General features: G+C 58.5%; 18 protein-coding genes. 7 read left to right on the top strand and 11 right to left on the bottom strand.

Translation table 11 applies throughout. The features are described 5' to 3' along the window. Window positions 1-87: 87 nt before the first annotated feature. The gene (locus AC3WN7_RS07090) at window positions 88-441 is read right to left on the bottom strand and encodes a hypothetical protein (protein ID WP_095967021.1); all 354 of its coding nucleotides are present in this window, start codon (window positions 439-441) and stop codon (window positions 88-90) included. A gap of 321 nt (window positions 442-762) precedes the next feature. On the opposite strand from AC3WN7_RS07090, the gene AC3WN7_RS07085 reads away from it, so the two are divergent. After that, entirely contained in the window at window positions 763-2583 is a 1821-nt protein-coding gene (locus AC3WN7_RS07085; RefSeq protein WP_102673587.1) for a S8 family serine peptidase, read from the top strand. A 587-nt stretch (window positions 2584-3170) separates the two neighbouring features. Next, on the top strand, window positions 3171-8066 hold the full coding sequence (locus AC3WN7_RS07080; RefSeq protein WP_102673586.1) for an NAD-glutamate dehydrogenase: 4896 nt from the start codon (window positions 3171-3173) through the stop codon (window positions 8064-8066). Between the two features lie 79 nt (window positions 8067-8145). Here AC3WN7_RS07080 and AC3WN7_RS07075 read toward each other — a convergent pair whose 3' ends face one another. The 5 genes from AC3WN7_RS07075 to pdxR all read right to left on the bottom strand — a co-directional run bounded on the left by AC3WN7_RS07075 (window position 8146) and on the right by pdxR (window position 12269). Beyond that, window positions 8146-8673, bottom strand: a complete 528-nt coding sequence (locus AC3WN7_RS07075) for a hypothetical protein (protein ID WP_158247829.1) — start codon at window positions 8671-8673, stop codon at window positions 8146-8148. A 245-nt stretch (window positions 8674-8918) separates the two neighbouring features. Beyond that, window positions 8919-9626: an ATPase gene (locus AC3WN7_RS07070; protein ID WP_102673585.1), complete on the bottom strand. Its 708-nt coding sequence runs from the start codon at window positions 9624-9626 to the stop codon at window positions 8919-8921. 228 nt (window positions 9627-9854) lie between these two features. Next, window positions 9855-10265 (bottom strand): cupin domain-containing protein, encoded by a 411-nt coding sequence (locus AC3WN7_RS07065; RefSeq protein WP_102673584.1) that lies wholly within the window; start codon window positions 10263-10265, stop codon window positions 9855-9857. A 153-nt stretch (window positions 10266-10418) separates the two neighbouring features. Continuing rightward, window positions 10419-10712 (bottom strand): putative quinol monooxygenase, encoded by a 294-nt coding sequence (locus AC3WN7_RS07060; RefSeq protein ID WP_095967027.1) that lies wholly within the window; start codon window positions 10710-10712, stop codon window positions 10419-10421. Window positions 10713-10835: 123 nt separating this feature from the next. Continuing rightward, window positions 10836-12269, bottom strand: coding sequence for a MocR-like pyridoxine biosynthesis transcription factor PdxR (pdxR, locus tag AC3WN7_RS07055; protein WP_095967028.1), 1434 nt, complete (start codon window positions 12267-12269; stop codon window positions 10836-10838). Window positions 12270-12472: 203 nt separating this feature from the next. Between pdxR and AC3WN7_RS07050 the strand changes: the two genes are divergently transcribed. The 4 genes from AC3WN7_RS07050 (at window position 12473) to AC3WN7_RS07035 (ending at window position 15358) form a co-directional block, all read left to right on the top strand. Further along, the gene (locus tag AC3WN7_RS07050) at window positions 12473-12913 is read left to right on the top strand and encodes a carboxymuconolactone decarboxylase family protein (protein ID WP_095967029.1); all 441 of its coding nucleotides are present in this window, start codon (window positions 12473-12475) and stop codon (window positions 12911-12913) included. 73 nt (window positions 12914-12986) lie between these two features. Next, window positions 12987-13967 carry a LysR family transcriptional regulator gene (locus tag AC3WN7_RS07045; RefSeq protein ID WP_095967030.1) on the top strand — a complete coding sequence of 327 codons (981 nt, stop codon included), beginning with the start codon at window positions 12987-12989 and terminating at the stop codon, window positions 13965-13967. A 187-nt stretch (window positions 13968-14154) separates the two neighbouring features. Continuing rightward, the gene (locus AC3WN7_RS07040) at window positions 14155-14676 is read left to right on the top strand and encodes a GNAT family N-acetyltransferase (RefSeq protein ID WP_095967031.1); all 522 of its coding nucleotides are present in this window, start codon (window positions 14155-14157) and stop codon (window positions 14674-14676) included. A gap of 187 nt (window positions 14677-14863) precedes the next feature. Beyond that, entirely contained in the window at window positions 14864-15358 is a 495-nt protein-coding gene (locus AC3WN7_RS07035) for a hypothetical protein (protein ID WP_095967032.1), read from the top strand. A 64-nt stretch (window positions 15359-15422) separates the two neighbouring features. Here AC3WN7_RS07035 and AC3WN7_RS07030 read toward each other — a convergent pair whose 3' ends face one another. The 3 genes from AC3WN7_RS07030 to AC3WN7_RS07020 are packed head-to-tail and all read right to left on the bottom strand — an operon-like array spanning window position 15423 to window position 19401. Further along, window positions 15423-17459: an LTA synthase family protein gene (locus AC3WN7_RS07030; protein WP_102673583.1), complete on the bottom strand. Its 2037-nt coding sequence runs from the start codon at window positions 17457-17459 to the stop codon at window positions 15423-15425. Between the two features lie 32 nt (window positions 17460-17491). Next, window positions 17492-18109 (bottom strand): hypothetical protein, encoded by a 618-nt coding sequence (locus AC3WN7_RS07025; protein WP_102673582.1) that lies wholly within the window; start codon window positions 18107-18109, stop codon window positions 17492-17494. Then, entirely contained in the window at window positions 18106-19401 is a 1296-nt protein-coding gene (locus tag AC3WN7_RS07020) for a sialidase family protein (protein ID WP_102673581.1), read from the bottom strand. Before AC3WN7_RS07020 ends, AC3WN7_RS07025 begins: the two co-directional genes overlap by 4 nt. Before the next feature lie 272 nt (window positions 19402-19673). Here AC3WN7_RS07020 and AC3WN7_RS07015 point away from each other — a divergent pair, with 272 nt between their 5' ends. Next, complete coding sequence (locus tag AC3WN7_RS07015) at window positions 19674-20576, top strand: universal stress protein (protein ID WP_095967036.1); 903 nt, start codon at window positions 19674-19676, stop codon at window positions 20574-20576. Between the two features lie 104 nt (window positions 20577-20680). Here AC3WN7_RS07015 and AC3WN7_RS07010 read toward each other — a convergent pair whose 3' ends face one another. Together AC3WN7_RS07010 and AC3WN7_RS07005 are read right to left on the bottom strand one after the other, a co-directional pair. Next, complete coding sequence (locus AC3WN7_RS07010; RefSeq protein WP_095967037.1) at window positions 20681-23041, bottom strand: tetratricopeptide repeat protein; 2361 nt, start codon at window positions 23039-23041, stop codon at window positions 20681-20683. Between the two features lie 209 nt (window positions 23042-23250). Then, complete coding sequence (locus AC3WN7_RS07005; protein ID WP_102673580.1) at window positions 23251-25764, bottom strand: fused MFS/spermidine synthase; 2514 nt, start codon at window positions 25762-25764, stop codon at window positions 23251-23253. Window positions 25765-25865 lie beyond the last annotated feature (101 nt).

Raw genomic sequence — 25865 nt, 5'->3', positions numbered from 1 at the left:
AGTATCGGTGGCGGGCTTGCGATCTGCGTAACACATCAGGACCCTGTGGGAGCGGGCTCGCTCGCGAAAGCACCCGCCCAGACACCATCAAATCTGACTGATATAGGTGCCAGTACCCTTGAGAATGTTCTGCAGGGTTTCTTCCACTTCAGCCAGATCCGTCATGTCGGCATCAAAGGTGATCTCCAGCACATCATCCCCATTGAGCGCATCGGCATCTGCCGCCGCAATTTCAATCTTCAGCAGGGAAGGGCTCAGGGTGACTTTCACGCCCTCCAGGGTCGAAGGCTCGCCGTCGAGGGTGATTTCCAGTTCGTCTTCATCCGGGTAGCGGCTCATCAGGAACATTTCGCCCTGTTCGCTATGGCAGCAGAGCATGGCCATGTTGTCTTCTTCGTCATCGCATGGGTTGACGATCAAGAGGGCGGTTTTCATTTTCATGGGGATTTCCTGGCTCGACGAGCGCTGCGAAGACAGACAAGGGCACAATTCTGCCAGCCTTTAAAAAATCCTGCTCGGCTACAGGGCCTTTTGCGTAGCGATAGCAATAACAACGAGACGTCTCTGTGCAATTGTCTTCAGTCTATGTGACCAGTCGTCGGCACTGTTATTTTTGACAGTAGCCACTCTTCGGATTGCAGCATTCACTGTAGGCCGAGCAATCAATGAATAGCAGTCAAGTTTGTACTGTGTTGCATGGGTCAGTGTTGGTGTTGCTGGAAAGTGCTTTATTGATTTTTGCAACAGTTGCGAGGTGCAGACATGAAGTCGATGAATAAATGGCTGGGTGCTATGTTGTTCTGTGTTGCTTCGTTGCCTTTGCTGGTGAATGCGGCCGCTCCTGATTATTCGCGTGTGATGATATTGGTTAAGCGCGGTGTTTTATCTTCGGAAAGTCATGATGAATCGTTAAAGACACTCAGGCTTATTGTGCCTGATATGCGGCCGCTGGTTCCAGCTTCCCGAGAGAGAACCAATGCCCAGTTACAGGCACTGCAGAGACATCGATTGGATCGTTACTTCATGGTTGATACCCACCAACTGACTGAAAATCAGGCTGAGTCATTGCTTGATAAATTAAGACGGAATCCTTTGGTCGAAAGCGCCGAGTTTGAACCGCGTGTAGAAGGGATGCATGAAGATAATGGTAAGCCTATTAAAAAGCTCGCGCGCAAAAGTATTCCTGACTTCACGGGTCAACAAAACTATCTGCAAGGCAAAGCTACTGTAACCCCCTATAAGATTGGTGGCGTGAACGCGGTTGAAGCCTGGAAAGTTTTGGGTGGCAAAGGCCGCGATATGCAGGTGGTCTCCGCAGAAGTAGATCGATGGGCGAGGGAACATGTTGATTTGCCAAAAGCTAATCTGGAAATTGATGTTGGGGCCGTAACAGGCTCTCATGATACGGCCAGTGCAGGCATTATTGCATCACAGGAAAATGGCTTTGGCACTACCGGGATTGTTCCCTGGACCAAGCTCGGTTATTTGCACTGGGGTACGGACAGATTGCTCCAGTTGGCGGATAAGCTAGGTGAGGGTGATGTAGTGCAGATAGGTGTTCAAATCAGAAAAAAGGAGCCTTTTAGTCAGGTTGGCTGCACGGTTAACTGTTTTGTGCCGATCGAAGAAAATAGAACGGTGCGCGATATTATTTCTTATCTTGTTGAAGAAAAAGGCGTGCATGTGGTGGAGGCTGCGGGGAATGGCAACATAGATTTGGATCATTCATTTTTCAATGGCTACTATGATCGTAATGTTTTCGATAGCGGTGCAATTTATGCGGGGGCTGTTGACCCAAAAACTGGCCTTAGAGCGAGCTATTCCGACTACGGAAGTCGCGTCGATTTATTTAGTTGGGGTTACAATGTCACAACGACAGCATGGAGTGTGAACAATCCAACCACGGGCTATACGCATACGTTTAGCGGCACCTCTTCAGCGAACCCAATCATTGCCGGTGTTGTTGCCTCGTTACAAGGAGTAGCCCGCGCCAAGGGACTAGGCAATATTCCACCGAAAGAACTCCGTAAACTCCTTGTCGAAACAGGCTACCCGCAGATCAACGGCGATAGTACAGAAATAGGCGTTCAACCCGATCTGGAGGTCGCAATCAAGAAAATGTTGGAGGACAAACCGCCTGCAGGACGGCTTGCCGTGCCAGAGGAAGTAGCATCGGGCGAGATATTCAGCGCACATGTCTATGCGGGGTCTCCAGCAAACAAGCCCCTGAATTATCTTTGGACCGCCACCGGATTCGAGCCTTCGAGAGGTGATACGCAATCGATGTCCTTCAAAGCGCCGACAGTCACTGCGGATACTAGAGGCACCCTTTCTGTAGCTGTTTCTGATGGCGCGCATACCATTACGCTAACCGAGCATCTCAATATCAAAGCACCTGCCGGGGGCGGTGAGTGCGGCGATATCCCGACCTGGGATGCCAGTAAAAAATATGTAACTTATGACGAAGAGGTGGCGTACAAAAGGAAAAAATACAAACAAAACTTCCAGAGCGAGAATAAGCCACCGGATCTCTATTCAGCTCCGTGGGGAGAGCCTTGGCAGCCAGGGATTGATTGCCCATAACAAGGCAGTTTGTTGTCTCTGCCGAAATCTTGAACCGCCAGTGAGCACTGAAGTCCCCGTGCTCACTGTCACCTTTGACTCGCTCATCTTCGTTGAACACTGCACCTGACACCAACAAGCCTCATTCCCCCCCAAAAAAATCTGCTCGTCCGAGCGGCCATGCTCATGTAGTGAACAATCAGTGTGTTACCGGTCATTTCTGGTACGAAGGTCCCGTAAATGCGGGTGCAAAGCCGTCATTTTCCTGTACGACTGCTAGTGTTGTTCGATACGCATGCCTTGAGCAGCGTGCCGATGACCGAATATGTCGCAGCACCGCAAGCACGGGCCTTGCCGCACTGGTTAAGCTGCGCAACCAATGGATACCTGTAAAGACATTGGAGCAACCTGTGGCCAGTCGTTTTTGCAGATGCCCATTCACGGAAGGTGGATGTGACCTGAGTGTCTCGTCCAGCTTCACCCACCTGTCACCCTGTTTCCTCTGCCCGAGAATCAGGAACCGGGTGACGGCTAGCTTTGAAACGTAGCCCCGAAAGGGGTTTCGCGCGACGCTTCCATCAATAACAAGCCCAAGCGGAGTACCACAGATGGCGTTCTTCACCGCAGCCAGCAAAGCCGACTTCCAGCACCAACTGCAAGCGGCACTGGCGCAGCACATCAGTGAACAGGCACTGCCACAAGTGGCGCTGTTCGCTGAACAATTCTTCGGCATCATTTCCCTTGACGAGCTGACCCAGCGTCGGTTGTCCGACCTTGCTGGCTGCACCCTTTCTGCATGGCGCCTGCTTGAGCGCTTCGATCACGCGCAACCGCAAGTGCGAGTCTTCAACCCCGATTACGAACGCCACGGCTGGCAGTCGACCCACACGGCGGTCGAAGTGCTGCACCACGACCTGCCATTCCTGGTGGACTCGGTGCGTACCGAGCTGAACCGCCGCGGCTACAGCATCCATACCCTGCAAACCACCGTGCTGAGCGTGCGTCGTGGCAGTAAGGGCGAGTTGCTGGAAATCCTGCCCAAGGGCACCCAGGGCGAGGACATTCAGCAAGAATCGCTGATGTACCTGGAAATCGACCGCTGCGCCAACACCGCCGAACTCAATGTGCTGAGCAAAGAGCTGGAGCAGGTGCTCGGTGAAGTCCGCGTGGCGGTCGATGATTTCGAGCCGATGAAGGCCAAGGTTCAGGACATCCTGAGCAAGCTGGACAACAGCCAGTTCGCCGTCGATGGCGACGAGAAGAACGAAATCAAGAGCTTCCTGGAATGGCTGGTGGGCAACCACTTCACCTTCCTCGGTTATGAAGAGTTCGTGGTCAGCGACGAAGCCGATGGCGGCCACATCGTCTACGACAAGGACTCCTTCCTCGGTCTGACCAAGCTGCTGCGTGCCGGCCTGACCTACGATGACCTGCGCATCGAAGACTATGCCGTGAACTACCTGCGCGAACCGACCCTGCTGTCGTTCGCCAAGGCCGCGCACCCAAGCCGTGTACACCGCCCGGCTTACCCGGACTACGTGTCGATCCGCGAAATCGACGCCAACGGCAAGGTCATCAAGGAATGCCGTTTCATGGGCTTGTACACCTCGTCGGTGTATGGCGAGAGCGTGCGGGTGATCCCGTACATCCGCCGCAAGGTCGAGGAAATCGAACACCGCTCCGGCTTCCAGGCCAAGGCTCACCTGGGCAAGGAACTGGCGCAGGTGCTCGAAGTGCTGCCGCGCGACGATCTGTTCCAGACCCCGGTGGACGAGCTGTTCAGCACCGTGATGTCGATCGTGCAGATCCAGGAACGCAACAAGATTCGCGTGTTCCTGCGCAAAGACCCGTACGGCCGCTTCTGCTACTGCCTGGCCTACGTGCCGCGCGACATCTACTCCACCGAAGTGCGCCAGAAGATCCAGCAAGTGCTGATGGATCGCCTGAAAGCCACCGACTGCGAGTTCTGGACGTTCTTCTCCGAGTCCGTACTGGCCCGCGTGCAGCTGATCCTGCGCGTCGACCCGAAAAACCGCCTCGACATCGACCCGCTGCTGCTGGAAAAAGAAGTGGTGCAGGCCTGTCGCAGCTGGCAGGACGACTACGCCGCACTGACCGTCGAGAGCTTCGGTGAAGCCCAGGGCACCAACGTGCTGGCCGATTTCCCGAAAGGCTTCCCGGCCGGTTACCGCGAGCGTTTCGCCGCGCATTCCGCTGTGGTCGACATGCAGCATCTGTTGAGCCTGAGCGACAAAAACCCGCTGGTGATGAGTTTCTATCAGCCGCTGGGCCAGGTCGCCGGTCAGCGCCAGCTGCATTGCAAGCTGTACCACGCCGACACGCCGCTGGCACTGTCCGACGTCCTGCCGATCCTGGAGAACCTCGGTCTGCGCGTGCTGGGCGAGTTCCCGTATCACCTGCGTCACAGCAATGGCCGCGAATTCTGGATTCACGACTTCGCGTTCACCGCCGCCGAAGGCCTGGAACTCGACATCCAGCAGCTCAACGACACGCTGCAGGACGCGTTCGTCCACATCGTGCGTGGCGATGCCGAGAACGACGCGTTCAACCGTCTGGTACTGACCGCCGGCCTGCCATGGCGTGACGTGGCGCTGCTGCGTGCCTACGCCCGTTACCTGAAGCAGATCCGCCTGGGCTTCGACCTGGGTTACATCGCCAGCACCCTGAACAACCACACCGACATCGCTCGCGAACTGACCCGGTTGTTCAAGACCCGTTTCTACCTGGCGCGCAAGCTGACCAGCGATGACCTGGACGATAAGCAACAGCGTCTGGAACACGCGATTCTCAGCGCCCTGGACGACGTCCAGGTACTGAACGAAGACCGCATCCTGCGTCGCTACCTGGACCTGATCAAGGCCACCCTGCGCACCAACTTCTACCAGACCGATGCCAACGGCCATAACAAATCGTACTTCAGCTTCAAGTTCAACCCGCACTTGATTCCCGAGCTGCCCAAGCCGGTACCGAAGTTCGAAATCTTCGTGTACTCGCCACGCGTCGAAGGCGTGCACCTGCGCTTCGGCAACGTTGCCCGTGGCGGCCTGCGCTGGTCCGACCGTGAAGAAGATTTCCGTACCGAAGTGCTGGGCCTGGTAAAAGCCCAGCAAGTGAAGAACTCGGTGATCGTGCCGGTGGGTGCGAAGGGCGGCTTCCTGCCGCGTCGCCTGCCACTGGGCGGCAGCCGTGACGAGATCGCGGCCGAGGGCATCGCCTGCTACCGCATCTTCATTTCGGGTCTGCTGGACATCACCGACAACCTGAAGGACGGCGCACTGGTACCACCAGCCAACGTCGTGCGTCATGACGACGATGACCCGTACCTGGTCGTGGCGGCGGACAAAGGCACCGCGACCTTCTCCGACATCGCCAACGGCATCGCCATCGACTACGGCTTCTGGCTGGGTGACGCGTTCGCCTCCGGCGGCTCGGCAGGTTACGACCACAAGAAGATGGGCATCACCGCCAAAGGCGCGTGGGTCGGCGTACAGCGCCACTTCCGCGAGCGCGGCATCAATGTCCAGGAAGACAGCATCACCGTGGTCGGTGTCGGCGACATGGCCGGTGACGTGTTCGGCAACGGCTTGCTGATGTCCGACAAGCTGAAGCTGGTCGCGGCGTTCAACCACCTGCACATCTTCATCGATCCGAACCCTGAGCCGGCGTCGAGCTTCGCCGAGCGTCAGCGCCTGTTCGACCTGCCGCGTTCGGCCTGGTCGGACTACGACACCAGCATCATGTCCGAAGGCGGCGGTATCTTCTCGCGCAGCGCGAAGAGCATCACGATTTCCGAGCAGATGAAAGAACGCTTCGACATCGAGGCCGACAAGCTGACCCCGACCGAACTGCTGAACGCCTTGCTCAAGGCACCGGTGGATCTGCTGTGGAACGGCGGTATCGGTACGTACGTCAAGGCCAGCAGCGAAAGCCACGCCGATGTCGGCGACAAGGCCAACGATGCACTGCGCGTGAACGGCAACGAACTGCGCTGCAAAGTCGTGGGCGAGGGCGGTAACCTGGGCATGACCCAACTGGGTCGTGTGGAGTTCGGCCTCAATGGCGGCGGTTCCAACACCGACTTCATCGACAACGCCGGTGGTGTGGACTGCTCCGACCACGAAGTGAACATCAAGATCCTGCTGAACGAAGTGGTTCAGGCCGGCGACATGACCGACAAGCAGCGTAACCAGTTGCTGGCGAGCATGACCGACGAAGTCGGTGGTCTGGTGCTGGGCAACAACTACAAGCAGACCCAGGCCCTGTCCCTGGCAGCCCGTCGCGCCTTGCCGCGGATTGCCGAATACAAGCGCCTGATGAACGACCTGGAAGGCCGCGGCAAGCTGGATCGTGCCATCGAGTTCCTGCCGTCGGAAGACGCGATCAACGAGCGTGTCGCGCAAGGCCATGGCCTGACCCGTGCCGAGCTGTCGGTATTGATCTCCTACAGCAAGATCGACCTCAAGGAGCAGTTGCTGGGCTCCCTGGTGCCGGACGACGACTACCTGACCCGCGACATGGAAACCGCTTTCCCGCCAACGCTGGTGAGCAAGTTCTCCGTGGCCATGCGCCGTCACCGCCTGAAGCGCGAAATCGTCAGCACCCAGATCGCCAACGACCTGGTCAACCACATGGGCATCACCTTCGTTCAACGACTCAAAGAGTCGACCGGCATGAGCCCGGCGAACGTGGCCGGTGCCTACGTGATCGTGCGTGACATTTTCCATCTCCCGCACTGGTTCCGTCAGATCGAAAACCTGGACTACCAGGTTGCCGCCGACGTGCAACTGGAGCTGATGGACGAGCTGATGCGCCTGGGCCGTCGCGCTACGCGCTGGTTCCTGCGTGCCCGTCGCAACGAGCAGAATGCTGCCCGTGACGTCGCGCACTTTGGTCCGCACTTGAAAGAGTTGGGCCTGAAGCTCGACGAGCTGCTCAGTGGCGAGATCCGTGAAACCTGGCAGCGCCGTTATCAGGCCTACGTCGAAGCCGGTGTGCCGGAGCTGCTGGCGCGTATGGTGGCGGGTACCTCGCACCTGTACACCCTGCTGCCGATCATCGAGGCTTCCGACGTGACCGGCCAGGATCCGGCTGAGGTGGCCAAGGCTTACTTCGCCGTGGGCAGCGCGCTGGACATCACCTGGTACATGCAACAGATCAGCGCTCTGCCGGTTGAAAACAACTGGCAGGCCCTGGCCCGTGAAGCGTTCCGCGATGACGTCGACTGGCAGCAACGCGCGATCACCATCTCGGTCCTGCAACAGGGCGACGGCACCCAGGACGTGGAAACACGGCTCTCCCTGTGGATGGCGCAGCACGAAGGCATGATCGAACGCTGGCGCGCCATGCTGGTGGAAATCCGTGCCGCCAGCGGCACCGACTACGCCATGTACGCGGTGGCCAACCGCGAACTGCTGGACCTGGCGTTGAGCGGTCAAGCGGTAGTGCCTGCCGCCGTCGCCGCCGAGCTGGAACCGGCGGCCTGATCAGGCGTTGAATGAAAAAGCCCCGCATCGAAGGATGCGGGGCTTTTTTTAATGGGTCAAATCACCACACACTGCTATTTCAAGTGTAGGGTGTAGTGCTTTGAGGGGTGGCCACGTTTCTTTCAAGAATGTGCAGTTTGAATAAAACCTGGTGACCCGCCAGGTCGTGGAAGCAATAACGGTTCACCTGAGCGCCCCATAGCATTTTTTTGATAACGCCTGCATTGCGTGCCTGCAAGTAAACGGTCTGATTGTCGCTGTCGAAATCATCTAGCGTGACAGTCTTGAAACTTTCATTCAGCAAGTTAAAAGAAGTCGTATCACCTCCCGCCGCCGGAAGCGCTCCGAGGAAACCTTGGGTGCTCTTGCTGAAGTAGTTGTTGTAGTAGGGCTCGCTTAAAATCTGCAGATTGTAGTAGTCGTCATAGCACCTGAAATGCACCACTATCCCTATGCTGTTTTTATTTTTAGAGGTGACGCCCAAGGGTACCATTTTCTGTAAATCAGCGGAGTAGACTTCTGCAGTCGTAATCAAGTGTTTGTGTGGGCCATCTTCATCGTCTTGCTGAAAATGCCTGTCGCTTAATACCCTTTCGAAAAAAGTCATGGGGCTCCCTTCGCAGGTCAAGCACGCTATGAAGGATCTTTCCTCATCTTTGCTCATATATCAATCCATTATTTAAAGTTTAAAAGGTGGCTGTTCCGTGCCGAACTTAAAATAACTTTAATTGGTTTGTTTTACCTTGGTTATTTGTTTCGCAGTGCTACACGGCCCGCTCCCATTTCCTGATCTACTGTGGGAGCGAGCTTGAGCGTGCCTTTAGGCGTCAGAAAGTCTGGAGGGCGATAACGTCAGTAGTGGTTTTGCTCTGGCGTGTTGTCAATCATCGAGAGGCTAGTCGGTTTGCTAAGCAAACTATTGAGCGTCTGGTCGAACTTCTGCAGCGCCCTGACTTGCACATTCTGTTGTTCATTGATGTCTGCAACTATGTCTTCACTACGTTTGTAGTCAGCCCACACGGGACTGAGTGCTTTGGCGTCATGCCCTTGTGCAGTACCGATATAGTTAAAGTTCTTGTCGTAAAAGTCCGCACTGACATCTGACTGGATGTCTGAACTGCGCGATGTCATCAGTTGGCTGCGGGTGTCGACCACTGCCATCACGTCCGGCTTCGCCGCCCTGAGGCTCTGCATGTCCGGATACACGGTCACCGAACCGAATTGCCGCTGCAGGGAGGCCTTGACCCAATCCACGGCCATGTCCGGCCTGGAGGTGGCTACATAGGCGTCATGAATCGGCTGTACCAGCAGGCTTTGGCCGAAACCGGTGCCGGCGTTGGCCTGGTAGTCCCGCAGATAGGCACGGTTCGTCTGGGTATTCTGACTGTAGATAATGCCCAGCGAGACATGGCTGCCGTTGGTAATCAGGGTGGCACCACTGCGGCCTACCGGTTCGGTGAAAATGCCATTGAGCGAAGAGACCGCCGTTGGCGCAGTCGGGATCGAGCAACCAGTTAAAACTACCGTTATGGTCAACGTACTGACAAGTGCAAGTTTCATGGTGTTTCTCCAGTGAAACAGTTTGGTCGACAGTTGATGTTGCCGGTGTTGTGCCGACAGTGACTCAAGACTAAACCCTGGATGTTTTATTGAAACAGCCAATGTTCGAACTTATCCGGTGGCCAATAGTTTTGTTTGGCTTAACAGCTTGCGGTTAATTGCCTCGGGAAATAAAAAGGCCCGAATTCGCCATTCGAGCCTTTTTATTTATGGCTGTACGTTCAGTCATCAGTTTTCCAATGGGATCAACACTTTCTCGTCCGGGGCTAATACCATGAACACCAACAGCTTCGCCGGTTTGGTTGTACTGGCGTTTTTCGAGACCAGGTGTTCCGAACCTGCGGGTTCGTACCAATACTCACCGGCCTTGTAGGTAACCGCTTTTTCGCCTTTCACCTGAGAAGTGATCGACCCCGAAAGCACATAGGCCATGGCCGTGCCGTCGTGCTTGTGGGCGATGGACGATTGGCCTGGCTGGTAGTCAACTTCGATCATCAAAGCCTTTTTGCCGGGAGCATTTTTCAGCATCTGGTCCTGCAAAACAGTGACCTTTTCCGAAGGGTCATGGGCAAAGGCCGAAGCGGACACAATCATGGCCAGAGCGGCGAGGGAGGCAGCACAGCAACGCAACATGTTCATGGTTCTTTACCTGCGGTGGTTAGTTGTTGCAAACCACAGTAGTGCGCAAGCGGTAGCGGTTAAACAGCCAATATTGCGGAAGGCGAGGGGACCAAAGCAAAGATCGCAGCCCGTGCAGGCGCTGCCGCAGGCTGCGATCCATTGATCTTGTTTTCAGACGATCGGAAAACTGTTGAAGTCCACCGCATTGGCCAGTTGGCTGTCGATCAGGCTAATGAAACCCTGGACTTCGGGGCAGTTGAAATGGGATTTCATGGCCGCTTCCGATTGCCAGCGGGCGCTGACGGTCCAGCGATTGCTGTCCTCTGGGCAGCGGTCGACCATATAGGATTCGCAGCCCGGTAGTTCACGCAGGGTTTCGACAATCTTTTGCAGTTGCTTACCCAGTTCATCCGAGCGGCCGGCGGCGGCCTGTACCTGTACGGTATTGATCACTTCATGGGACATTGCTCACACTCCTGAATCAGGCCGGACGAATCCTGCTCATTGAGGGTTAACGCCTATGCAGGATAGGCCTGACCCTGCGGACCGCCAATAGCCAATCGCCGGATAAAATCCCAGGCCAATCCGTCAGGCCAGCTGCTGCAAAATGTCGCGCACACGGTCCAGGGCGGTGTCGATGTCCAGGGTCTCGATGGCGCCAAAACCGAGGAAAAACCCGGCCTTGGGCGCTTGCTGATAGAAAAAGCCGTCGATGGCATAGAGCCCGACTTCGACTTTTTTCGCCAGTTCGATCACCAATGGAATATCCATGGGCACTTTGCACATCACCACCATGTGGAAGCCGGCGGTGGACGGCACCGCCTCCAGCCAGGGGGAGAGGTCGCCGGCCATGCGCGTCAGGATCCGTTCACGGCGCCCGGCATAGACCGTATGGCAGCGGCGGATGTGCTTGAGCAGGCAGCCTTCGGCGATGAACTTGGCCAGCGCCCATTGCGGCAGGGTTGAGGTGTGCAGGTCGGTGAGCTGTTTGGCGCGCACCACGGCCTCCAGGATCGCTGGCGGCAGGATCGCATAGCCAAGCCGCAGTTCCGGCAGCAGGGTTTTGGAAAAGGTCCCGACGTAAGCGACGATCCCCCGTTCATCCATGCTTTGCAGGGAATCGGTGGGGCGTCCTTCGTAGCGGAATTCGCTGTCGTAGTCGTCCTCGATGATGATCGCGCCCAGTTCATGGGCCTTGGCCAGCAGTGCTTGCCGGCGCGCCTGGCTCATCGGCATGCCCAGCGGGAACTGGTGCGACGGGGTGACGTAGATCAGGCGCGTGCCGCGAGGAATCTGGTCCACCACAATGCCTTCGGCGTCCACCGGCACGCCAATCACCGTGGCACCATGGGTGCCGAACAGCAGTCGCGCCGGCGGGTAGCCAGGGTCCTCCATGGCGACCAGGCTGCCCGGACTGATCAGCACCCGCGCAATCAGGTCCAGTGCCTGCTGCGCGCCGTTGCACACCACCACATCCTCATCCTGGCAATTGACCCCGCGAGAGAATGCGATGTGCCGCGCAATGGCGTTGCGCAGGGCGGGCAAGCCCTCAGGCTGGCTGTACAAGCCCTTGGAGCCGGCAATCTGGCGCAGCGCGTGGGAGGTGCAGCGTCGCCAGTCATCCTGGGGAAACTGGCCCTTGCTGGTGGCGCCACCAATGAAATCGTAGCGCAGCGAGCCTTCCAGGGTCGGATGACGCAGGAATACCGGCAGGTTGCGCCAGGATTCGATCACCTCAAAGCCGCCAAGCTCCGTGTAGTTCTGTTTACGCTGCACTTTCGACGAGCGCGCATTGACGTAAGTGCCTTTGCCGACCACCCCGGTGAGGAAGTTTTCGTAGGTCAACTGGGCGTAGGTATCGGAAATGGTCTTGCGTGAAATGCCTAATTGTTCGGCCAGCAACCGGCTGGGCGGCAGTTGCGTCCCGGCGGCCAGGCGTCCGGACTCGATGGCGCTGCGCAGTTGGTTATACAACTGGCCGGCCAGGTCCTTGCGGCCGTTGATGACAACATGTAGTTCCATGCCGGCGAGACTCCGGGGCTGTTGAGGCGCGTGTGCGTCGCGCAAGATTACCCTTATCCGCTCGCTCGGCAGAAGTTGCGCGGTGGAAAAACCGTCAATTGGTCTGCAGGCCGTGGCCCACGGGGAAATCGCGAAATTGGATCTGTCATGCTCGCGCGCCAGCTATTATCGTGAAAATCAACTCAAGGCCGCACGAGAACGCCATGAAGCCCCGCCTGGATTACTACAGCGCGTCCCCCCAAGCGATGAAGGCCATGATCGCCATGGAGGCCCTGACCAGCAGCCTGAGCATCGAGCAGGGCCTGCTGCACCTGGTCAAGATTCGCGCCTCGCAACTTAACGGCTGTGCCTTCTGCACCGACATGCACTCGGTGGATGCAAGGCGCCTCGGCGAAAGCGAGCGCCGGCTGTATTCCATCGTGGTCTGGCGCGACAGCAACTTTTTCAATCCGCGGGAAAGAGCCGCGCTGGCCTGGACCGAAGCCGTCACCTTGCTCTCGCAAAGCCACGTCCCGGACGATGTTTACGTGCAGGCCAGGGAGCAGTTCAGTGAAAGCGAAATAGTCGACCTGACCATCGCCGTCACCACCATCAACAGCTGGAATCGCCTGGCCGTGAGCTTTCGCCAGACACCCAGCGCCTGAGTTATTGTCACGGCAGGTTCATCAATGATCCGCAGGATGGAACTGTCAGTGTCATGTCGACAGGGAGTCCTCGATGTCAGTCATGGAAACCGGCGCCCACCGGGGCGCTACCGAGTATCGTGTAACCATCGATAAAAATGCGTCCTGGCGCCAGTTGGCCGCGGGTATCGACCCCGAACTGGCGCTGTGCTTCACCGTCAGTGCCCGTTGCGGTTGTTTCATGCAGGCCGCGCGCAGCCTGAACATCAAGGCCACCCGCCTGCGCAGGCAACTGGCACTGCTGGAGGCACAGCTGCGCTGCTCGCTGTTCAACCCGTCAGACAATGGTTTGAGCCTCAGTCGCGATGGCTTGCGCCTGCACGCACAATTGATCGCACTGGCCCATGAGCGCAATTTGCCGGTGATCGAACAGCCGTTGATTCGGCTGGCCGTGGCCGATTCGATCCTGCATGACATTCTCGGGCGTGACCTGGTGGCGCTGCTGCGACGCAATGCCAGCGTGCGCCTGGACATCAAGACCCTCGACAGCGAACTGTCCCTGCAAGCGGTCAGCGCCGACGTGGTGGTGTGGCTGGGCGAAACCGGATCGCCGTTGCCGGGGCCGAGCTTTACCACCACCGAAGCCCGGTCTCTGGCGCAACTGGAGTACCTGCCGCACATTGCCAAGCGTTACTCACGGGTGGCTTCCAGGCCGGAATGCCTGGAGGAACTGGCCGATTTCCTCCTGGTGCAATGGCAGCAGGACTGCCAGGTTGAAAGCTTCCGGCCATGGAATGCACTGGTGGACCAGCGCCTGGCGGGAGCTGTGCAGTTGCAGTCCTACGAACTGATGCTGGAGATGATCCGTTGCAGCGCCTGCGTCGGCCTGCTGCCGCACTACATGAGCCACTTCGACCGCGGCCTCGTTGCCTTGCCGGGACTGTTTGACCGGCCGATGCAGCGTCAGGTGTGGATGGCGGTCAATGCCCGTTCCGAGGAGGACGCGCAGGTACGGATGATCGTCGAGTTGATCGAAAACACCTTCAGCGAGCGTCGGGAGTGGTTCGAAAGCTGAGTGCGATCAAAATGTGGGAGCGGGCTTGCTCGCGAAGGCGTCATCACATTCAACATTGAAGGTGACTGGTCAACCGCCTTCGCGAGCAAGTCGGATCGCCGCACCGCCGCTCCCACATCGATTCTCGCCACACTGAAGAAAGCGTTATAGAGTGAACGGCCATGTCTGCTTCAAGGATGATTCACCCATGCCGACCACCGAACCCGTTATCACGTTCGAGCGCTTCAACGAATCCCATATCGAAGGCATTACGGCGCTGTACAACGATCCCGCCATCGCCCGGCAAACCCTGCAAATGCCGTTTCAGTCCACCGAGCTCTGGCGCAGTCGCCTGGCGCCGGATAACGAACGCCTGGTGAAGGTAGTGGCCCTGCATCAAGGCACGGTCGTCGGCAACATTGGCCTGGAGCAGTTCTCGCGCATTCGTCGCAGCCATGCCGGCAGTTTCGGCATGGGTGTTGCGGTCGAGTGGCAAGGCAAGGGCGTGGGTTCCAAGTTGCTCGCGACGGCGCTGGATATCGCCGACAACTGGATGAACCTGCAGCGCGTCGAGCTTTCGGTGTATGCCGATAACGAAGCAGCCATTGCCCTGTACCGCAAGTTCGGCTTCGAAACCGAGGGCCTGTTTCGTGATTACGCCGTTCGCGACGGCGTACTGGTGGACACCTTGAGCATGGCGCGCCTGCGTCGCCCGCCCAGGGCCGGCTGAGTCATTCGCCCAGGGCGAACGCCACCGCAGCTGGCGCTTGCAGCTCCGTTTGTCCGGTGAAGTGCGCACCTGCAGTGCCTGCGTTTACGCGACGGTGCAAACTGTCGTCAGGTTATAGTCGTACACAGCGTGCGCGCATCTGCCATGCTCCAGGTCCGCAACACCGGTCTATTCAGGGAACACCGCTATGGACGATGTACAGCAACTGGGCGAAATGCTTCGCCACTACGCCGAAAGCGAAGCGCACAAAAAACAAGTGTTCGAATCGCAATCGGCCGAGTGGGCGAAGCGCATTGGTGCGCTGTTCGATGAGATCCAGCAGTGGCTCGAACCGGTCAAGGCGCCTGACCTGCTCGAAGTGAATCGTGAAGTGTATGTCGCGTCGGGGCCGAGTGTTCCGGTGGAGACCTCTCCCTTCAAGACTGAAAAGCTGAGCATCCTGATCGCGGGCAAGCCGGTGGAGTTCGTGCCGGAGGCGATGGGTGTCGGCGGGCAGATTTGCGTGGCGGTGATGGGCTTTACGGCAGCACGTTATGGCAGCGTGTCACTGGTGTGCCTGCCGCCATCCACTGGCTGGCAGTGGCGCAAGACCAATGGCTTGAAGGACCCGGATACCTTTGAGTTCGATGCAAACTTTCTGGCGCAACAGCTGCAGAGCCTGATTCCCCGCGAGCGCAGCTGATGTCATAGGTCAGGGCGACCCGCGTCTATCTGCACCATAGACGCGGGCTCGCTGGCGCCAGCAGTTACTGTCGCACGTTCTGATACAGCATTAACCTTGAGGTTTCATGCATGGCGCGGGTCAACTGCACCAGGCGTTTGAATTCTTCAGGGTTTTGCTCGGCCACGTTGTCCAGGGGCGTTTTCGAAGCAAGGTCGTGGAGCGTTGGCGAGCTGCCGTCGTGCTCCATTTGCACCATGTAATGTTGAGTCACGCCGGCAATCAGCGGGAACGTTCCCTCGCGCAATACCAGCGGTACTACGCGTTCACCCTCGGGCGCCGGCTGCTGAATATCACGACCCATGCCGCTGTTGCGGAACTCAAGACCGGCCATGCCCGCCACTGTTGGCAGCAAATCCACCAGGCCAACCGCCTCCTGGACCTTGCGTGTCCCGAGCAAGCCCGGGGCGTGGATGATCATCGGCACCGCATTGCTTTCCAGGCCCAGTTGCTCATAGGCCGGGGCCAGGAAAGGGATCTGCGCGATACGGGTGTTATGGTCACCAAACAGCACAAAGATGGTGTTGTCGTAGTAGCCACCGGCCTTGGCGATTTCCATCAAGCGACCGATGTTGAAGTCCAGCAGGCGCACGGCGTTGTATTGCTCGACACTGCGCGATCCTGCGGCCTGGACTTCCTCGAGGGTAGGGTGCTTGACCTCGAATCCATCATTGGTCTTGGGGATCGTGAAGGGACGATGGTTGCCAGCAGTCTGTACATACGCAAAGAACGGTTTGTCCTTGGGCAACGCCTGCAGGAGCTGGTCGGTCTCCTTGAACAGGTCCAGATCGGAAATGCCCCAGACATCCACCACCGGGGATTTCCAGTCCCGCTCTTCGTACAGGCGAACGCCGTCGATGCTTTGCCGAATCAAGGCATTCATGTTGGCCCAGCCGGAATTGCCGCCGATGGTGTAGATCTTCTCGTAGCCGGTGAAGGCATTGACCAGGGAGTGCTGCCGGGTGATCAACGGGTTACGCGTCGCAGTCTCTTGACGCGTGACGTCAGGGACCCCGGAAATGCTGGCCCATACGGTTTTTGCGGTGCCGGTCACAGGCACATAGAAGTGCTCGAAGAACCAGCTCTGCGTGGCCAGGCGATCGAGATTGGGGGTCGGATTGATCGGGTTGCCGTAAGCCCCGACGGCACTGGTGCCCAGGGATTCAAGCATGACAAACATCACGTTCGGCGGTCGTGATCCCGATACTTTGTAGGGTTGTGGTGCCTGGTGGCGAACAAAATTAAGCGTTTGCGGATCGGGCTGGTCAACGCCCAGGTAGTTGGCCATGACTGAATAGTGCTCGCGCACCTGTGCTTCGTCATAGCGCGACTGGCCGACCTTGAGCGTGTCATACAGGAAGATCACCGGGTTGAGTCCCAGTGCAGCAGTCTGGTTATTGCCCGAGAAGAAGGCATCGCTCCAGCGCAATGGCACAGGGTTTTCCAGGTTCATGTTCTCGACACGGCCTAAAATGCCCAGCAATACCACCATGACCATCAACGCGCCGCCCCATGTGGCAGAGAACGGGTGAATCGGTTTGCGAGGGCGGTCCAGCGTCACACGCTCCAGATGCACCAGGGCCAGTGTCGTCAACGCTACCGTTGCCAGCCAACCCAGAGAAATCCAGATGACCGGGTAGGTCTGCCAGACCATGTCACGGGATATTTGTGCATCCTCGATGAAGCGCAATACCGTGGCGTTGATCCTCATGCCCAGGTAAGCGTAATGCCCGAAATCGATGATGTAGATCAGCAACAGGGCGCCTAGAGCCGCAACAATGTAAAGGCGTGCGATCCAGCGCAGCAAGCGGCTTGTGATGAGGTTCCAGCGAGGAATCCAGGCAAGCAAAGCCAACGGCAGCATTACCAGAATGGCCAGGCGCAGATCGAAACGAAAGCCGATGCCCAGGGTTTCCCGTACGACCTCGTCGTTGATCAGGGCATTAGCGTCGAAACCGGAATAGCCGAAAAAGAACACCACCCGTAGCAGGGTAAACAACGCAAACAGAATCGCTGTTGCGCCTAGCCAATAGTGCAAACGTCTCGATTGCAGCCAACCCATCCAAGTTCCCCTGTTAAATTTGTCGTTGAAGCTCAAACGGATCTGGATGCTTTAAACACTGGGCTGGGTTGTTTGTTCAGGCAACCATACGCCCAGCGTGTGAAAAGCATCAGAAGTGCCGCACAGCAAAACAGACCCAGTAGTGGATCAATCAGGTAATCCCAATAGTTTTGCGAAGGTTTTATCCCGGCGATGAAGGCCAGGGTCGCGCTGGACAGCATCACGACGGCCAGGCTGTTGCGCAGGTAAAACAGGCCCAGAGTGAGCAGTGCGAAGAAAATCAACATCGGGCGCGGGCTGTATCCAAGTCGATAAGGATCCAGATCGCTCAGACCAAGGGTTGCCGGGTACAGCACCAGGGCCAACAGGGCGAACATGATCAGAATGCAGGTTTTACCCTGCCGCGCAGGCGGCAGGTAGCCCAGCCGACGTAAACAGCCCCATGCCATGAACACCAGTGACGTGATCGCAAGGTCATCGATGTGGCTGCGCAAATACGTGGCCAACGACAACCCGTCCAGCGGTATGAAGCTGGCGGCCAGCAAGGCGGCCAGCAGCGCGATACGCCAGCTCCTGTTCAAACCGAAAGACGGCAGCAAGAGGAAGATGATCATCGCGAAGCAGACATGGGCTTGCCATAGGTTAATCATTTGAGTCGCTCGGACAGCCACGCATCGTTGAAAGTAACGTGCTTGATGAAAGTGTTGTTCCAGGAATAAACCAGGTGATACATGCCGTCCGGGCTGCGGATGAAATATGGATATTCATATTCAAACTCGCAGCCTCGGGGGTTACAGACACGTGTGTCGAGATTGTTCAGGAATTGCGCCTCCAGCGGTTGGCGCAGCGCGCCACTGGAACCGCGGAACTCATGGCCTATGATTTTTTTGTAGGCTTGGGGTGAAAACGGATCTCCTTCCGGATCAGGTGATTTGTCCAGGTCACGCAACGAGCGCCAATCGTCCATTTTTTCGTCGGTGCCATAAAGGCTCAGCTTGAAGCGACCCTCTTGCAGGTCATTGAGCGCTACCAGCAACCCATGCTCGGGGGTTGCGACGGCCGCCAGCGAGGAGTTCGGATTCCATGGCTCGAGCGGATAGGGTTCACTCCAGTTTTGTCCGGCATCTTCAGTGCGGGTTGCCAGAACACGGTGGTGGGTGTTGCCGGCATAACGCAACAAGGCGATGCCGCGCTGCCCATCCAGCGGAACCACCGTGGGTTGCAATGAGTTCTTGCCGTGGCTGATGCGGTATTTGTCGATCACATCACCGTCTGCGCTCAAGTAGAGGTACTCGGCAAACTTGCCCAGAAACTCGTGGTAGACCGGTAAACCGATGGAACCGTCGGCATGAAACACGGGGGCGGACCGGACCAGGGTGCTGATGTTCAGAAAGGGGGACGTGATCAGTTGGCGCGGAGCGGACCAGTTTTCACCGAAGTCCTCGGAAACCATCACGTTGACTGCACTGCCGGCCCAACCGCCCATGGACACGGATACGTAGAACAACCACAGGCGTTTGTCCGGCGCCAGTGCAATCACCGGGTTGCCCAGCTTGCGAATGTATCTTTGGGTGCCCTGTTGGGTCGAATTCCGTGTCGCCAATACCCGCTCAGCACCCCATTCGCCGGTTTTCGCGTCGAAGCGGGCGGAACGCACCTGCACATCGGCTGCGCCTTCGCGAGAGCCGGCAAACCAGGCTGTCATCAAACTACCGTCAGGCAAGGCTGTTACGGCCGAGGAGTGCACGAAGTCCACCAGCCCGGACGAGGCGAAACGGCTGGTATAAATGGGCCTGGCCACTTGATCGGTCACCGCCTTCACTGGATTCATCGCAAAGGACGAATGCGTGTGGGCAGGATTGAGTAACCATGCGGTCACAAACAGGCAAGACAGTGCGAGATAAACACCGAGGGCAGGAATACTGGGTAGTTTGATGCGCATTTGAGGCTAGGCATCTTTTGGCCCGATCGAGGACCATAACTTATCACCTATAGATGCAAGATCGATTTTATGCAAATGAAGTATTTGTAAGTAAATGTGTTTAAGGCGTCGCCGCTGTTGAAAAAGTCGACTCGGTGAAGTGGGGGATTGATTGAATCCAGGCGTATATTGATAGTGTCGATCCAGACAGTTGAGGCGATAGTAAATCGTCGGTGGTGTGACAGGCCAGAGCGCTGGGGGAATTGGATACCCGGAACGTTTGGAGGTGTTACATGAGCCAGTATCAACGACTCTTTCTGATAGCAGGTCCAGCCATGCGTCACACCCCGGCGTTGGAACGAGCTATCGCCATTGCCCAAGCCACTGGTGCAGCGCTGCACATCACGGTGTTTATCGAAGACTCCAACCTCTTGAGTTTGATGAGCGCAGGTGCGCGTTTTCGTGAGGCCTGTCAGCAAGAGAACGAAAAGTGGCTCAAGGATGAGGCCGAGCTAATTCGCGGGCACGGGGTCAAGGTGAGTACCGAAGTGCTTGTTACGCGAACCGCGCTGCAAGAAATACTTGTGCATGTGGCAGAAATGCAGCCGGATCTGGTTATCAAGGACGTGCAACACGAGTCGGCGCTCAAACGCGTTTTCATTACACCTCTGGATTGGCACCTGTTGCGCGAATGTCCGGTGGCTGTGCATCTGGTCAGCGAAGTCAGGTGCCCACTTCCGCGAGTGGTAGTGGCGGCAGTCGATCCGTCACAACCCGAGACTCAGATCACTGGCATCAACGACCGCATCATCCAGGCGGCGAACGGATTGTCGATGCAATGCAACGCGGAGCTGCATCTGCTGTATGCCTACGATCTATCGCTGACACATATATCCGACGCAGGTGCTGGTGCAGTGACGATGCCGGGCTTCAGCAGCGATGTGCGCAAGTCACTGCAAAAGTCATTTATCGCACTGGCCGACCACTACGGCGTGCCCACTGAGCGACAACACTTCGTTGAAGGGCCACCTGGCAAAGCACTGGCCGACTTTGCAGCGCATCACCGGGCCGATGTGATCGTCATGGGAAATGCGCATCGCAAGGGACTGGGCAAATGGGTGGGCAGTACGACGGAGCATGTCCTGTATCAAGTGCCCTGCAACATTCTCGCCGTTGCGGGATCCGCGGACCAGTGAATGGATTGGCTGCTACACCGCAAAATGACTCGCTCCTACGGAGATCACATTGATTTCCCGGGAGCGAGGCTTGCCCGCGAGAGGCCTTTGAGCCAGCCCCCCGATCATTTCAACGCCGGATCCCCCATGTTCATTTTCTTCCAGCCCTGCAACAGCACCTGGGCCTTGGGCTCCTGGCCGTTGGCCAGGTAATACTGGATCAGCGACAAGCGGGCATTACGGTTGGCCGGTTGCTCTTTCAACAGCCGTTCCAGTTCGGCGCAGGCTTCGTCAATCTTGCCGCTGTCATGCAGGGCCACTGCCAGTACGTAGCCGAATTGCCCACTCTGGGGTTCCAGTTTCGCGGCCTGGCGCAGGTACGGCATGGCTTGAGCGGCCTGGCCGGCACGAATCAGCGCCAGGCCCTGGGTGTATTGCAGCAGGCCCGAGTCAGGGTGGTCCTTGAGGCTTTGCGCCAGCAGGGCATGACCTTCCTGGCTGCGACCGTTGGCCTCCAGCCATTGCACCAGGGTGACCAGCGCCGGGTAGAAGTCCGGATCGCGCTGCAGGGCCGTGCGCAGGAATCCTTCGACTTCTGCGTTGCGACCGCTGGCCTGATACAGCATCGCCAGGTTGAGGTTCGCTTCGGCGCGTTCGAGCAGGTTTTTCTGCACCGCCTCGTATTCGGCGATGGCGGCATTCCAGCTGTTCTGGGCCGTGCCCAGGCCGTTGTGCGCGACACTGAGCAGATCACGGGCGGCGGCGATGCGCACGGCTCTCACAGGGTCACTCAACAAGGGTGTCAGCAGTGGCGCACGTTCCGCTGGCGGCAGGAAGGCGCTGAGTGCGCGGATGGCGCTCTCACGGACTTGCGGTGCCGGGTTGTTGAGGTCCCTGGTGGCCAGTTTCAACGCTTGTTCGCTCGGATACTGCGACAATTCGCCAAGCAGCGTCGCGCGCTGGATCGCCGGCAGGTTGCTGCGTTGCAGTTGTTCGATCAAGGCCTGTGCGGCACCGGCCTGACCGTTGCGAATCAGCCACAGGCTTTCGTCGTAGCGAGGGGCTTGTACCGCGCTGGCGTTGGCGGTGTTCCACAGCTTGAACTGCTCGGTGACCTTGTCGCCGGCCTTGCCCTGGTGGCAGGTCAGGCAGGCATCAGGCGTACCGAGTTTCTTTGCCCGCTCAGGGTTGGGGATGCTGAAGCTGTGGTCATGCCGGAAGTCATTGCCCATGTAGAACTTGCCGGGCATGTGGCAATCCACGCACTGCGAACCCGGTTGGCCCATGGTGTGGCGGGTGTGTTCGACGGAGTCGTAGTTTTTCGCTTGCAGGCCTTTGCCGTCGACGCCTTCCACGGTGGTTTTGCCGGCGGTGTTGTGGCATTGCAGGCAGACACCGTTGCCTGGCGCTTTCAATTGCGTGCTGTGCGGGTTGTGGCAGTTGCTGCAACGCACGCCCTTGTCGAACATTTTGCTTTGGGCAAAGGAGCCGTGTTCGAACACTTCGTCCTTGATCTTGCCGTCCAGCGCGTACAGCTCGCGGGTCAGGACGCTCGGCAGGTAGTCGTCCATCAACCGCTTGCCGACCGTGTAGCCATCATCCAGAGGCGCGCGGCGCGAGTGGCAGCGGGCGCAGGTTTCGATTTCGACGGTGGCGTTCTTGTCCTTGAGGTCGACGGCAAAGCCGGCATGGATCAGGTCGGTCTTCTTCGCCGTCCATTCCAGGTGACTGGATGCGGGGCCATGACAGGCCTGACAGCCGACACCCAGGCTGTTCCAGTGGCTGTCGAAGGTGTTTTTTGTCGCATCGAAATTGCGCTTGAAGCCGGTGGTGTGGCATTCGACGCACATGAAGTTGGCGTTCTGGCTCGGCTTGCTCCAGTGCAGCGGGTTCTTGAAGTTCACGCCCTGGCCCGGGTACAGGTGAAACCAGCGGTGCTTTTCGGTATCCCAGGCAATCCCAAGGGCCTGCAACCGGCCTTCGCCGACTTCGATCAGGTACTGCTGCAAGGGGGCGATGCCAAAGGCATAGGCCACCTTGAAATCGGCATTCCTGCCATCGATGCCCGGCGTGTTGACCCAGTATTCGTCGCCTTTGCGCGAGAACACCGTGGTCTCCTTTTCGGCCTTGAAGGTGACGTTGTTGAAGTCCCCGAGCATCGTGTCCGCGTTGGCTTGCTGCATCGCCAACTGGTGATGGGAGCCTTGCCAGTCCTTGACCTGCTCGCCGTGGCAAGCCTGGCATTGCTGCTCGTCGACCATTTTCGCTGGCACGATGGCGACGGGTTGCGGTTTGGCCGGTTGAACAGCAGGGGGGCTGACGGTGACCGACTTGGGCGGCGTGGGTGTGCTGCTCAGCAAAAACCAGCCAATACCCGCCACAGTCAGCAACAGGATGCCGATGGTGACGGGGAACAGGTAACGGTTGATCAGCGTCGGTTGCGAATCAGGGTTTGGCTGTGCAGCGTTGTTTTTATTTTTCGGCATTACGACTTCCATGGTCCAGGTGCGATTGCCGTCAGGCGCGCGTTGAAGCTTGATGCAGCTTTGCCGGAGGGGCGGCGTCTGTCAAATGGCATTGTTTTGAGGCAGATGGCCCCTTCGCGGGCAAGCCCGCTCCCACACTGGATCTGTGAACGCCACAAGTCCCCTGTGGGAGCGGGCTTGCCCGCGAAGGCGATCGCCAAGGCGCTGCATCAATCTCCGACAAACCACCGGTAATACGGATTCCCGGAATCCCCGCGCATCACCTCGCGCATCTCCCTGGCCCACGCGTCACGGTTTCCGTCGTAGGCATGCAGGCTCGCCCGGTAGAACTGCATCAGGCGTTGTTGCTGGGTGTTCATGCGTTCGATGAACCCGGCATCGGCGTTCAGCAGTGCGGGCGGCTGGTGCAAGTCGAGCAGGGCCGGCAGCACACGACTGATTTCTTTCGACCGAACCCAGGGCGCGTATTCGATCCTGGGCTGATCGTCCGTCACCGGTTGTGCGTCGCCAGCGAAGCGTTCCAGCCCCGCACGGTCAGTCACCCAGGTGGCGAGCAATGCCGCGGCCGAACCGATGCCGACATCCTGCAAGGTGCTGCGGACGCTGTCCTGCTGGAAGCGTGCGTTGATCTTCGCCGCATCCAGCTCAATCGGTTCCATCGAACCCACCAGCAGCATCTCGTGGAACTCGCTGGTCCACAGGGTCGCGTAGGGGAACACGTCGAGGAAGCTGCGCACCAATGAGCGCGAGTCGTCGATGTTCTGCGTCGGCAGCGGCAGCCATTGGGCGACCAGGCCCTGTTTTTGCAAACGGCTGGCGGCCAGTTGGTAGAAGTCCCGGGAGTACAGGTTGACCACGCCAGCAGCGGAGGGCGGTGGCGGTTCAAGGGTGATCAGGTCGTAGCGCTGTGGATTGCGCAGCAGTTCCTGGCGACCGTCACGCAAGCGCACATCGACACCCGGATCGGCTGCGGCATTGAAATTGCCCTTGAACAAGGGGGCCGCCTTGACCACCGAGGGCAGCAGTTCGGCGACCACGCGATGTTCCAGGCCAGGGTAGCGGGTCAGGGCGCCGGCGGTAATGCCGGTGCCAAAGCCGATCACCAGCGCCGAACGCGGTTCACCGTTGTGGATCAGCAAGGGCAGCAGCGCCTGAATCCGCATGTAACGCAGGGACGGCATGGCGTCGCCGGTATTGGACACGCCCTGGATGTACAAGCGCTGGAACGCCCGTTCGCCCTTGCCCTGGGTGACCACGGCGACGGTCCCGCCACGGCCTTCTTCGTAAAACGTCAGCGTGCCATTGCGTGCGCCCGGCAGCAGGCTGGCGAGCTTGTTGACCGGCGTGAACACGGCCAGTGCCAAGGACACCAGGCCAATGGCAACCACCGCCTGACGCCGGCCTTTCTTCACGCCATGGCCCCTGCGCACGGCGAGGTACGCGATACCGGCGGCGATCATCGCCAGCAGGCCCAGGGTCCGTACCAGGCCCAGCATCGGGATCAGGACAAAGCCGCAGAGCATCACGCCGATGATCCCGCCAAGGGTATTGAACGCGACGACTTCGCCGACGTTGCGCCCCACCTGTGCGCCGCCGACGCTCAAGCGCAGGGCCAAGGGGAACGCCGCACCCAGCAACAGGGTCGGTACAAATACAATGCTCAAGGCCGCCACCGCAAACCGCGTGCTCATGCCCGCCAGTTCACTGCCGCCCCATGACAATACCCAGGATTCAGCCAGGGTCTGGGCGAGTACCAGCCAGCGTCCGAGCAACGTCACTTCCAGCAAGGCAATCGCCCCGGCTGCGGCAATCAGCAAACCGAACACCCCCCAGGGATCGCGCAGTCGATCGACCCGACGGGCCAGCAGCATGCTGCCCAGGAACAACCCGGTGAGGTAGGTTGCCAGCACCACGGCAAAGGCGTAGGTACGGGTGCTCATGAACTGCACGATCGATTGCGACCACACCACTTCGTAGCTCAGCGCTACGCCACCGGCAATGGCGTACAGCCACAGGGCCAGGCGGTCGGGGGCTTTTTGAGCGTGATGTTTCGCCGCCGCATCGACGGGGGCTACGCGCCGGCGCTGGAACCACAGGGCTCCGGCGGCGGCCAGCAGGTTCAGCATGGCGGCGGCCAGTGCACTGCCGCGCACGCCGAGGGTGGCAATCAGCACGAACGCGGCGAGCAGGGTGCCGGCGATGGCCCCGGCGGTGTTTGCCGCATACAGTTGCCCGCCGGCCTTGCCCAGGTGTTGCGGGTCAGTGGCCAGGGAGCGAACCAGCACCGGCAGGGTGCCGCCCATCAGCAACGCGGGAATACCCACCAATGCGAACGGCAGTACCCAGGCCAGCAAGCCCACGTGCGCTTCCAGCCAGGCAAACGGGCTGGCCGCCAGGCTCATGGCGAAGGTCGCAGCGACGCCCAGCAGCGCCACCAGCACTTCCAGACCGGCGTAGAGCACAACCGGTTGCTGCATCCGGTCCGCCCAGCGGCCGAACAGCAAGCCGCCCAAGGCCAGCCCGGCAAAGAATGCGCTGATCCCGGTGGTGATGGCGTAGACCTCGACGCCCACGACCAACGACAGCTGCTTGATCCACAGCACCTGATACACCAGCGCCGCGGCGCCGGAGACAAACAGCAGCAGGGCGGGGATCAATAGCGCCGGGGAGGCGACTTGAGGGGCAGGTATGGCCGACGACTTGCTGGCGACACGTGAGGTCATTGCAGATTGCCTTGTACTGATACGTTAAAACAGTGACTGCTGGATCTGAGTCAGTCAGATAATTTCAAACCTTACAAAAACCATTGTGGCGGGGGGGGAAG

Source organism: Pseudomonas sp. FW305-70 (assembly GCF_058783925.1).
This window is presented reverse-complemented; position numbering and strand designations above follow the sequence as displayed.